The organism is Desulfobulbaceae bacterium (assembly GCA_015231515.1).
In the GTDB taxonomy this organism is placed as follows: Bacteria; Desulfobacterota; Desulfobulbia; order Desulfobulbales; family VMSU01; genus JADGBM01.
Window position 1 is genome coordinate 1 of the sequence record JADGBM010000099.1, and the last position, 10,783, is coordinate 10,783.

Annotated in this window: 12 protein-coding genes and 2 pseudogenes; 10 read left to right on the plus strand and 4 right to left on the minus strand. The window is 47.2% G+C overall.

All coding sequences use genetic code 11. The annotated features are described in order from the left end of the window. Positions 1-290: 290 nt before the first annotated feature. Together HQK80_12885 and HQK80_12890 are read left to right on the plus strand one after the other, a co-directional pair. Positions 291-1,301: a WYL domain-containing protein gene (locus HQK80_12885; GenBank protein ID MBF0223100.1), complete on the plus strand. Its 1,011-nt coding sequence runs from the start codon at positions 291-293 to the stop codon at positions 1,299-1,301. Between the two features lie 21 nt (positions 1,302-1,322). Then, the gene (locus HQK80_12890; GenBank protein ID MBF0223101.1) at positions 1,323-1,931 is read left to right on the plus strand and encodes a hypothetical protein; all 609 of its coding nucleotides are present in this window, start codon (positions 1,323-1,325) and stop codon (positions 1,929-1,931) included. Between the two features lie 87 nt (positions 1,932-2,018). Here HQK80_12890 and HQK80_12895 read toward each other — a convergent pair. Continuing rightward, positions 2,019-2,728 (minus strand): annotated as a pseudogene (locus HQK80_12895) (DUF4158 domain-containing protein). Between the two features lie 168 nt (positions 2,729-2,896). On the opposite strand from HQK80_12895, the gene HQK80_12900 reads away from it, so the two are divergent. The 5 genes from HQK80_12900 to HQK80_12920 all read left to right on the plus strand — a co-directional run bounded on the left by HQK80_12900 (position 2,897) and on the right by HQK80_12920 (position 5,968). Further along, on the plus strand, positions 2,897-3,439 hold the full coding sequence (locus tag HQK80_12900; GenBank protein MBF0223102.1) for a recombinase family protein: 543 nt from the start codon (positions 2,897-2,899) through the stop codon (positions 3,437-3,439). A gap of 76 nt (positions 3,440-3,515) precedes the next feature. After that, positions 3,516-3,806: a CopG family ribbon-helix-helix protein gene (locus HQK80_12905; protein MBF0223103.1), complete on the plus strand. Its 291-nt coding sequence runs from the start codon at positions 3,516-3,518 to the stop codon at positions 3,804-3,806. Then, positions 3,794-4,087, plus strand: coding sequence for a type II toxin-antitoxin system RelE/ParE family toxin (locus HQK80_12910; protein ID MBF0223104.1), 294 nt, complete (start codon positions 3,794-3,796; stop codon positions 4,085-4,087). Before HQK80_12905 ends, HQK80_12910 begins: the two co-directional genes overlap by 13 nt. A 629-nt stretch (positions 4,088-4,716) precedes the next feature. Beyond that, entirely contained in the window at positions 4,717-4,989 is a 273-nt protein-coding gene (locus HQK80_12915; protein MBF0223105.1) for an HU family DNA-binding protein, read from the plus strand. Positions 4,990-4,996: 7 nt separating this feature from the next. Then, positions 4,997-5,968, plus strand: coding sequence for a radical SAM protein (locus HQK80_12920; protein MBF0223106.1), 972 nt, complete (start codon positions 4,997-4,999; stop codon positions 5,966-5,968). Here the strand turns inward: HQK80_12920 and HQK80_12925 are convergent. After that, positions 5,915-6,226, minus strand: a complete 312-nt coding sequence (locus HQK80_12925; protein MBF0223107.1) for a hypothetical protein — start codon at positions 6,224-6,226, stop codon at positions 5,915-5,917. The two genes, HQK80_12920 and HQK80_12925, sit on opposite strands and share 54 nt — an antisense overlap. Positions 6,227-6,279: 53 nt before the next feature. Beyond that, complete coding sequence (locus HQK80_12930) at positions 6,280-6,501, minus strand: hypothetical protein (GenBank protein MBF0223108.1); 222 nt, start codon at positions 6,499-6,501, stop codon at positions 6,280-6,282. Between HQK80_12930 and HQK80_12935 the strand changes: the two genes are divergently transcribed. Further along, entirely contained in the window at positions 6,494-6,787 is a 294-nt protein-coding gene (locus tag HQK80_12935; GenBank protein ID MBF0223109.1) for a hypothetical protein, read from the plus strand. The genes HQK80_12930 and HQK80_12935 overlap by 8 nt on opposite strands. Before the next feature lie 136 nt (positions 6,788-6,923). Beyond that, positions 6,924-8,540, plus strand: coding sequence for a cation:proton antiporter (locus tag HQK80_12940; GenBank protein ID MBF0223110.1), 1,617 nt, complete (start codon positions 6,924-6,926; stop codon positions 8,538-8,540). Positions 8,541-8,872: 332 nt separating this feature from the next. Here the strand turns inward: HQK80_12940 and HQK80_12945 are convergent. After that, a pseudogene (locus HQK80_12945) lies at positions 8,873-10,112 on the minus strand (IS256 family transposase). A gap of 356 nt (positions 10,113-10,468) precedes the next feature. On the opposite strand from HQK80_12945, the gene HQK80_12950 reads away from it, so the two are divergent. Beyond that, positions 10,469-10,783, plus strand: a 315-nt coding sequence (locus HQK80_12950; GenBank protein ID MBF0223111.1) for a transposase, incomplete at its 3' end; no start/stop codon positions are given.

The following is a 10,783-nucleotide window of genomic DNA, read 5'->3' on the forward strand; positions in this document are numbered from 1 at the left end:
TTAAACTTCTGGGATATTTTTTTTCTTCACTCAGTGTCATATTCAAACTCCTTTTGTAGGTATAACGTCTCAACATCTTTAAGGAGTTCTTGCAAACGTTGGATAGCCAAAATTATTTGATCCTGACCCTCTCGGGTTATTTTTACTGAATCCATTGAATTCCCCTCTATTTTGAGAACTCTCTTTCCTTAAAGTCCTTTAACGTTTTCTCTATTTGTATATTTTTTAGCTTTTATGATAACCTATCTATATTCCATATCGCGGAACGTGAATTTATTTCTTGGAGAAAAATGCCTGAGAAGAAAGACCCATATCGAAGTTACGGGCAAAAACTAATAAGTTTGTTTGCGAAATTACTTTTCTCTCAAGAGAAGTATTCACTCATCGAATTGGCTAAGTTGCTTGATTGTTCAAAACAGACAGTTATGCGTCTTATAAGCGATATACAGATGTCCTATGGTGTTGAGATTGAGGAAACGACAGAAGACCGACGAAAATATTATAAGCTGAAACAACTAAAGGGATCTAAACCATTACTTCCTCTTACGTCCGGTGAGATTTGGTCGCTCCAAATGTGTAAACATTTCACAGAGCATTTGTTGGGAACGGACCTGTTTGAAGAAACATCAAATGCAATTGAAAAAAGCAGTTTGTTGTCGGGGCAAAAAGCATTATCCAATAAACAATTCGCTTCCTATCATCCTGGTAGTGTTGACTATACACCTTTCGGAAAACTTCTCAGAACCATAGCTAGAGCGCTGGATGAGAGAAAAATATGTAAAATTATCTACCAGCCGATACTTAGCAAAAATGAGAAATCTTATTCTGTCGCCCCGCTCAAATTGTTCTCCCACAACGACACGATTTATCTCCATGGGCGAAAGACTAAAAATGATAAGGAAGATATCCCATTAATTGACAGTAGCCGTTTGTTTGTTGTACACCGAATGAAAGATGTTCAACTGACTGAGGAAGAGTTTAGCTCTCCAGAGAATTATAATTTTGAGGAATTTCTCAATCAAACCTTTGGAATTATAAAAGAGGAAGAGTCGTTCGAAGTTACAATTGAATTCTCAGATTTTGCTGCCGCTTATGTCTCAGAACGAACATGGAGCCCAAATCAAGAAATCACTTGGCTTGATCATAATAGAATGCAATTAACTTGTATGGTTTCTTCTGAGCCTGAGGTGATTGGCTGGATTTTATCTTGGGGGGAAAAAGCGAAGCTATTGGAACCAGATTGGTTGGTTGAGGAGCTTGAGAATAAAATCAAGAATATGGGGAATCGATACCTGCGATAAAAATCAAAAAGGAGTTTGAATATGACACTGAGTGAAGAAAAAAAATATCCCAGAAGTTTAATGGAAATAGATTGGGCAGATCTTCCCGTACGAGTCTCAAATATACTTCTCCGTAAAGCTGCTGGTTATTGGGGTATGAAAGAAAATAATCAAACAAAGTTTGACGGCTTTAATGAGGCAAATGTAGTTGCTGCCATAGGCCAGCATTTAGAATCTTCGGGGGTTGATGTTTTTTATGAGGCTGAATATGTGGGGGGAGGTGACAACAAGTGCGATATTTATGCAGAATCGTGGAGAGATGAGAAAGGAATTTATATTGAAGTAAAACTATTGTGGGAAGGAAATGAAGCGCGCCTAAATTTCAAAAATCCTGAAAAGGATTTATTTTTGAAAGATATTAGAAAATTAAAAAGTATTCCACATCACGATGTAATATGCCTTTTTGTTGTGGCTATTCACTCACCCAAAAATGAAGTAGGGGCTATAAATAGTTTTCTTGATAAATTTGTTGGTCACGCCTCAAAAGAGGCTAATACTAAACCAACATGGAGTTACGTTAACCTGGGCGATGTTGTAGAGTTGAGCAATGACAACTTGGCTTACCTTCATGTTTTATGTTGGGAGATTTGACGATAGAAAATTGATGTATAGGGACGAATTAGGGGACAGACCACGTTTATTTTAAATTGGGGTCTGTCCCCTATTACGCTCCAAATCCTTGTAACGCTCTATTGCTTCGTTAAAGGCTGTACTACTGATGGTTACAGGACCTCTTCGATAACGATCAAAGAGAGAAATTCGTTCACCATCTGGAACATGCAGAAGAGTTTCCAGCTTGGCCTTCTGTTCGTCCGTTGGTAAAGATGATAATCGTATCCACAAACGTTTTGCGACTCTCTCACGGATTTCGGAGATCAATCTTGTAAGCGTTGTGACACCGGGCAACAACACTTTTTGCTGGATCAGTCAGGCTGTAGCAAAGTCGAACATCAAGGTTGGTCTTTCGTTGCTGGCCCAAGCTCGAGAGAAAAGCAATCGACTTAAACGGAATGGCCAAGGAGGATTACTAAATTCGTGGTATCCGTACTGTTCCCGTATCAATAGGGCGTGTTCCCACTTGGTATTGTCGCGTTTGGCGTAGCTCTCCAACACCGAAACATTTTTAACTGATAATTGCCGCGCGACAAACATCTGTACGTTTTCAGGTACTAGCGTGACATCTGAAATAAAAGTGCCCAAAAACCGGACAGAAGTTAATTGCAACGCAAAACCAAGTCTATTCTGATTCCCGCGTCGATTGGAGATAGCGGCAAGGTCAGTATCATCAAGGAGAAAGTAGCGAGCCAGCTGCACTTCGTTTGGTTCACCAGCACAGCATATTGTCTGTACCCCGCTTTATGTTCAGCGGTCAAAAAATCTACTGGCATTGCACCCTCCAATGTAAAAAACGCGCAAACAGCAAAGTTGTTATCGTCTACTATGTTATAAATTCGTAGACAGTATAAAAGAACTATAATATATTGTCTATAAAATCGTTTTTACCGAGTTAGTGGACAGTCTTTCTAATAACCGATTTTGGAGACACTTTTCGAATCATGAGACTCTTTGGATATGCTCGAGTGTCAACGAGCCAGCAGTCACTCGATATACAGGTCAAAGCCCTTAAAGCGGAAGGGGTAAAAGGTAACCGCATCTTTACGGACAAGGTTACGGGTAGTCATGTCGACCGGGATGGTCTTCGATTGCTGCGAGTCAAAGTTGAGACAGGCGATGTTATCCTGGTGAAAAAGCTGGATCGTCTTGGTCGCGATACTGCTGATATGATCAACCTGATAAAGGAATTTGATGAAATGGGAGTTGCTATCCGCTTTTTGGACGATAGCATCAGCACTGAAGGTACGATGGGCAAAATGGTGGTTACTATCCTCTCCGCAGTAGCTCAGGCAGAACGACAACGAATTTTAGAAAGGACAAACGAGGGACGCATTGAAGCGAAGGCCAAAGGAGTAAAGTTTGGTAGGAAGCTGACGGTAGACCGAGACAAGGTTTTTGCTTTGCGAAAACAAGGTTTCGGCGCAACAGATATTGCTCGCCAAATGAAAATTGGACGGTCAACCGTTTATAAAATACTACAATAAATTGACACACCAAGGATGAGTTGCTATAATTGGTGTTACCAAACAACACTTATTGTTACCGTATGGAGAAAACTTTATGCCTGCTACTGCTGCTAAAACCGTATCTGTGAAATTGGATCAAGAAACACGCGCCCGAATCGAACATTTAGCCGAAACACACCGCCGTACAGCACATTGGGTGATGCGCGAGGCTATCCAGCAATACCTTGAGCGCGAGGAAAAGTGCGAATCCTTCCGACAAGATGCCATTAATGCGTGGGAGGAATACCAGAAAACCGGCTTGCATGTGACCGGGGATGAAGTTTCCACGTGGCTTAATACGTGGGGCGAAGAAAACGAAAAGGCTGCGCCCATATGCCACAAGTGAGATTTGCGCCGCGAGCGTTACGCGACCTGGAAAGGTTGCGCGAGTTCTTACGCCCGAAAAGCCCAGATGTGGCAAAGCGTGCCGCTGCCGCTATAAAGAAAGCGGTGCAAGCACTTGGGCAGCAGCCACAGATCGGACGTCCTGCCGACAACTTAGAGCCGGGACATAGAGAATTGCTGATCGACTTTGGCGACAGCGGCTATATCGCGTTGTATCGCTACGACGGCGGCGATTTCGTTACCCTGCTGACGATTCGACACCAAAAAGAGGTGGGATACTAACTGTAATTGTCAGATTTGAAAGATAGATTCAGGAATAATGATGAGTTGAATAACTGAGACGGATTAATTTAACCCTTAGCGTGAGTTTTCGTTCCATTAGACTTCAAACCCCGTTGCAGACCGACAACGGGCACTACGCAGCTTTTGTGTTACTCGCTGTCGCTCAAACATTAACACAAAAGCTGCTACATACCCGTTGCGGCTGAACTCAGCCGTTCTTCCAAACATGTTTACCCTGAACAGTTAGGATGTGTCATTCAGGTCTTGCCGATTCTGGTGCCCCGAATAGTCAACAAGTTCCATGATAGTTTTGTCAATTCCAACACTTTCAGTGGTCAAGATATTTCAAAGATCTTGCCACTTGAACAGGTAAAGAAAGTCAATATGCTATCTATCGACATTAACTGAGGCGAAAGTCAAGATGTCTCCTGAGAAACAAAATCAACCCCCCAAAAACCCTCGGAAAGGGTTTTTCCCAGCATCAAATCAAGCCATCTACTGAATTTCTTTCTTTTTCCCAAGATAGTCTGCCAATGCCTACCATTATTTCAGTTTGACTTGAACTATCTGGTTAAGTAATCTTTTTGCATAGGAAAAATTTCAATCAACCCAACAGGAGAACCACATCAATGAATAAAGCAGAACTCACAGCAGCAATCGCAGAATCAGCAGAAATTAGTAAAGCAGCGGCAGAAAAGGCACTCAACGGAATGATGGCTGCAGTTACCGACTCGCTCAAAAAAGGTGAGAGTGTAACGCTCGTTGGTTTCGGCACTTTCTCTGTGTCAAAACGCGCTGCCCGAACTGGACGAAATCCCCAAACAGGTAAAGCGTTAAAGATCAAAGCGAAGACAGTAGCAAAGTTTAAGGCCGGTTCGAAGCTTGCTGATGCAGTGAACTGATATATTCTTGTATACACTCAAAGACACCGGGGACATAAGTTCGTTGATCTCTAAACCACAACGCACCAAACCAGAGCAACTCATTATCCGTCCACCCAGTGAGTGGAAAAGCCTCTTAGTCCGCGTTACCCGAGGATGCAACTGGAACCATTGCCTTTTCTGTGGAATTTATCCTCATCTCGGACAAAATGATTTTTCTATTCGCAGTGTTGAGGATATAAAAAAGGACATAGACCTGCTCCGTGATCTCCACCCGAGAGCCGAGACAGCTTTCTGCGGTGATGCAGATCCATTGGAGATCGGAGTTGATGCATTTAGTAGCATCGCTCGCTATATCCGACAAGTTTTTCCGAATATTACCACTCTAACCTGCTATAGCCGGGCATTGACTCTTTGGAAGATTGGGCGGGAGGGGATCCATCGACTTGCGGAAGCAGGACTTAACCGGGTTCATATCGGTTTGGAATCAGGCAATCCTCAAGTACTTCGTTTTCATCGTAAAGGTCAGACACCGCGAATTATTCGTGAGACTGGTTTGTGGTTAAAAGATGCAGGTGTAGAGGTTTCCTACTACGTCCTTTTGGGTATTGGTGGGAGTGAGTGGTGGAAGAAACACATTGACGATACTGCCGAACTTATAAATACGGTCAATCCGGAGTTTGTTAGGTTGCGCCGACTCTGGCTTTATGGCGGCGACAGCAAAAGTAATGAGCCGGGATGTCCATTATGGGAGAAAATTCGTTCAGGTGAATTCCTGTCTCAATCACCTGAAGGTACGGTTATGGAGCTGAAAAGACTTTTGGAAAAACTCCATGATATTTCTTCATTCATCACCTGTGATCATTCCAACAACTATATCAATGTGACAGGCAGGATGATGGAAGATAAAACTGAGATGATTGAAGAAATTGATCAATTCCTGTCCTTACCTGAGGAAGCAAGAGAAACTGTCTATCGGTCGGTTGGGTCTCAAATCTGATAGATAATGAATGCAATCATAATTCGACACGGTGTTAATCTGGTCATGGAACTTGTTGACTATTCGGGGCACCAGAATCGGCAAGACCTGAATGACACATCTTAACTGTTCAGGGTAAACATGTTTGGAAGAACGACCAAGCTCACCTGCCGCTATGTAGCGCAGCGGAATAGCGGTCAGGTGCAGCGTTATGCCTGTAGCGCTTGTCACATCGGTGGCACCAGTAGCGGCAACATGGTAGCTTGTATTAATTGCCATTATCATGGCAGCTCCACCGCTGCATTTAAGCTGTTCTGACCCACAAAAAGGGCTCAAAACTTAAACAGAATGTTGAATTTCACCAGCTTGAACGGCTGCGTGACGACATCATCACTGATGTCCTGACCGGGGTGGAGGATGCCTTTCATAACGATGAGCCCCTGGGGGACACCTGGCCTTCGCCGGCCCTGGACAACGCCCTTGCCCTTTTCCCGGGTCTGGACGAGATGAAGATCAGAAAGGCTGCGCGGCCTGGCAGAGGCAGATGTGGTCATCGGCCCCAAAGCGCCCACCATGGCGCCGGAACCGATCTGGCACAGGGTTGACTCCCCCCGTGAATTACTGGGGACAGGCTCCATCTATTGGGATGAGCATGATGAACCAAAGATACATCTCCACACCTCCCTTGGGGAACACGGCAAGGCCATGACCGTCTGCACCCGCAAGGGCACCAGAACCTATCTGGTTATCGAGGCATATATCGTCGAGATCAGCGGCTTCACAGCCACTCGTCCCTGGTATGAAAAAGGCGGCTTCAACAGACTGACCTTTGCCGAATAAGCCACAGCGCCTGCCGCCCCCCTCCCCTGTGTCCCCACAAGCGCCTCCAAATCACCTTGACGGCAAGGGTGTGAAACAGTAATAAAAACATAAGCATCACCTTAAACACCAACTTTTCTTCAAGGAGCAGTCGTCCATGGATCCACTCTGGATAACCATCGCTTTTTTTTGCGGATTTATCATTCGGCAGATCGGCCTCCCCCCCCTGGTGGGCTTTCTAGCCGCCGGTTTTGTCCTCAACGCCCTGGGGGTCAGCGGCGGCACCACCCTGCAACTTGTGGCGGATCTGGGTGTCACCCTGCTGCTCTTTACCATCGGCCTCAAACTCAAGCTCGACACCCTGCTCAAGCCCGAGGTCTGGGCCGGCGCCACCATTCATATGCTGGCCACCATTGTTTTTTTCAGCGGCCTGCTCTTTGCCGCCCTTTACAGCGGTATCAGCCTGTTCACCGACCTGGATCTCACCAGCATCCTGCTGATCTCCTTTGCCCTCAGTTTTTCCAGCACCGTCTTTGCCGTCAAGATTCTGGAAAGCCGCGGCGAGATGTCATCCATCCACGGCAGGGTGGCTGTGGGCATCCTCATCATGCAGGACGTATTGGCCGTTGTCTTCCTCACTGCCTCCACCGGTAAAATTCCCTCGCCCTGGGCCCTGGCGGTTGTCGCCGCCCTTTTTCTCATCAAGCCCGTGCTCTTCCATATCATGGACCGCTGCGAGCATGGCGAGCTCACCATCCTCTACGGCTTTTTCCTGGCCTTGGTGGTGGGGGCGGCAAGCTTCGACGCCGTGGCCATGAAATCCGACCTTGGCGCCCTGCTCATCGGCATCCTGGTATCCGGACACCCCAAATCCAAGGAACTGGCCAAGAGCCTGCTGGGCTTCAAAGAGATTTTTCTGGTGGGCTTCTTTCTCAGTATCGGCCTGAGTGGTGTACCCACCTGGCAAACCCTGCTGATCGCCAGCTTTCTCAGCCTGCTGATCCCCCTTAAGGTGATGCTCTTTTTCCTGCTGCTCTGCAAATTTCGCCTGCGGGCCCGCTCCTCCCTGCTGGCCTCCTTCAGCCTGGCCAATTACAGCGAATTCGGACTCATCGTCGGCGCCGTGGCCGTGGCCAATGGTTGGCTTGGCAAAGAATGGCTCACCATCTTTGCCCTCTCCCTCTCCTTGACCTTTATTCTGGCCTCGCCCTTGAACAGCAAAGGCACCGCCCTCTACCAGCGCTTCCACAATTTCCTCGCCGGTTTTGAAAAAAGCGGTAGCCATCAGGATGACCTGCTCCATCCCCTGCATGCCAATGTCGCCATCCTTGGTATGGGCCGCATCGGCGCCGGCGCCTACGATCTGATGTACAAACGCTGCGGCACCAAGGTGGTTGGAATCGACTTCAACGAAGAATCGGTGGCAACCCACCAGGCAAGGGGCCGCGATGTGGTACTTGGTGATGCCGCTGACCCGGATTTCTGGGAGATGCTGAAGATGCGCGGCGGTTTCAAGGAACTGGAGCTGATCCTGCTGGCCATGCCCAAACACCGGTCCAACATGTTCGCCCTGGAACAGCTCAAAAAGGCGGAATTCAAGGGGGGGATTGCCGCCATTGCCATGTACGACGACCAGCGCCAGGAACTGCTGGAAGCCGGGGCCCAGGCCGCTTATAATATCTTCGGCGAGGCCGGCGCCGGCTTTGCCGAGCATGTTTACGAGACCGCTCAGAAAAACGGCACACTGCCCGCTATCTGCCAGTTAAAGGCCTGAGATCATCTGAACTCAGGGCGCTGATATCAGCGTTGTCGTGGTGAGCGCTCTCCCGCCACAACAGCGGCCTTTTTTTCAGCTCCGCGTCAAAAAAAGGCCTCGTTCAGCGACGTATCCTCCTGAAAATGGTAAACTTACTCTACCAAAATACCGGCCATACAGATACCAGGCCCTGACAGCCGTCTTTTTTCTTGGCAAGCCATCTGGTGACCGGCAATTCGGCCCCAGGCGCATCCATTGCTACCGGCCCTTTCACACCAGGGCTTACCGTTAAGCTCCCCCCCGGCACAAGGAGGAGTTATAGTCAAATCTGGTGTTTGAGAAAATTGTTATCAAATGACAGCCCTGTTCAGTTCGCCTTCTTGTAAAGGATCAATTCGTTCTCCATCCTTGAATTGAACACCTCGTATCACCTCTGCTAACAGCTTGAATCCTCGCAGCCAACGCCATCTTTTCTGAGAGCTTTGTCCGAGTTTATAGACCATGGCCAGGATCGTATGTCTGGCGACACATCCCCTTGTCTTTGCGGTCCTTAGTCTCACCGTGGCAAATGTTGACTCAATGTGGTGCCGGGAAATTATAAAATGCCAGCATTTCATCTTTATCTTTTGTCAGACACTCCATGGCCTTTGGATATTTGGATGAGTACGTTGCAACGGCAATATCAAGGGCATTGTAGGCATCTTTTTTTGTCGGGGCCATCCAGATCTCATGCAACGCCTGCTTAACCTTGGGCTGGATCACCTTCGGCAGCTTGTTGAGCACATTGGCTGTTTTATGAACCCAGCAACGTTGATGTGCTGTTTCCGGGAATACCTTCCTTAGCGCTTTCCAGAAACCCAGAGCGCCATCTCCGACTGTCAGCTCAGGCGGATGCCTGAGCCCTTGCGCTTTCATGCGTAGCAGTAATTCAGACCAGCTTTGTTCGGACTCCCGGTAACCATCCTCAATGGCAATAAACTCTTTTTGCCCTTGCTCCGTGACTCCAATGATAACAAGGATGCACTGTCTGGCATCATCACTCCGGATGTTGAAATACACGCCGTCTGCCCAGATATAGACATACCGTTTCCTGTCCAGGCTCCGCCGACTCCAGGTCTCGTGTTCTTCCTCCCAGATTTGCTTGCAGCGACTGATTGTCGAGGCCGACAATCCTTTTGCTTCACTCCCCAGAAGGGCTTGTAATGCTTCTTGGAAATCTCCGGTGGAAATGCCCTTGAGATACAACCAGGGCAATAAATCCTCAACGCTTTTTGTCTTCCTCAGGTAGGGTGGCAAAAGAGAAGAGTTGTATTTGATTCCTTGGCCACTCTTGTCTCTTACTTTAGGAACTCGTATCGTAACTGGGCCAATTCCTGTCTGAATCTCCCGTTCCGGCAAATAGCCATTGCGGACTACCTGCCGGCATCCCTGGTCATTCCTAAATGTAGCATACTGACTGAGGAGTTCCTGGAGCTCAACTTCAACAGCATCAGAAATCAATTGCCGGGCTCCGCTCCGCAGCAACTCTGTTAATGGATCTCCGCAAATCTCTCCTGGCTTTTTAAGAGCAATGACTTTATTCTCACTCATGACGTATCCTTTTTTTGTTGGAATTAAGTTTTGGCGAACTATTCCGACAGGATACGTCATTTTTTATCTTACGACTCCCTCAAACACCACTTTCGATCATAACTCCACAAGGAGACGCTTTACCATGAAAAAAAGCCTGACATCCTACACGCTGCTGTTGCTCTAACTGTTCAGGGCGGAAGTTCTGAAGATGTTGAAAAAGGAGGGCCTGATTGATGATCAATTCATCGCTATGATCCTGAAATGGCGGCATACTTCGGGATTTTCCGTGGACAACGGCGTACGCATCGCCCGCAACGATTATAAGGGCCAGACTGCGGTGGCGCAGATAAGCGAGCAAAGCGAGACTTCGGTATATCCTGAGAAGTCCATTCTCGGCAGGGAAAATAACCTATACCAGCAGTTCCGGCATGGTGGTTTACAAGTCAAAGATGACCCACCGCAAGATCAAAGGCGGCAAGAAAAACTTTTCTATTTACACCGCTGATGAGTTTATTGCCTCAATCACCCAACATATTCCAGATAAGAACTTTCAGTTAGTGCGTTATTACGGCTGGTATTCAAACCGGATGCGCGGTGGCCGGTTGAAGGCAGAGAAAGCTGAATCCAAAGAGCATCTGGAACCCGATGAAATAACGATTATCGATGTCTCCAACTATAAACCCCGGCGC

Coding starts and splice junctions, on each gene's coding strand:
- HQK80_12885 (MBF0223100.1), top strand. CDS start 291: ATGCCTGAGAAGAAAGACCCATATCGAAGTTACGGGCAAAAACTAATA.
- HQK80_12890 (MBF0223101.1), top strand. CDS start 1,323: ATGACACTGAGTGAAGAAAAAAAATATCCCAGAAGTTTAATGGAAATA.
- HQK80_12900 (MBF0223102.1), top strand. CDS start 2,897: ATGAGACTCTTTGGATATGCTCGAGTGTCAACGAGCCAGCAGTCACTC.
- HQK80_12905 (MBF0223103.1), top strand. CDS start 3,516: ATGCCTGCTACTGCTGCTAAAACCGTATCTGTGAAATTGGATCAAGAA.
- HQK80_12910 (MBF0223104.1), top strand. CDS start 3,794: ATGCCACAAGTGAGATTTGCGCCGCGAGCGTTACGCGACCTGGAAAGG.
- HQK80_12915 (MBF0223105.1), top strand. CDS start 4,717: ATGAATAAAGCAGAACTCACAGCAGCAATCGCAGAATCAGCAGAAATT.
- HQK80_12925 (MBF0223107.1), bottom strand. CDS start 6,226: ATGGCAATTAATACAAGCTACCATGTTGCCGCTACTGGTGCCACCGAT.
- HQK80_12930 (MBF0223108.1), bottom strand. CDS start 6,501: ATGACCACATCTGCCTCTGCCAGGCCGCGCAGCCTTTCTGATCTTCAT.
- HQK80_12940 (MBF0223110.1), top strand. CDS start 6,924: ATGGATCCACTCTGGATAACCATCGCTTTTTTTTGCGGATTTATCATT.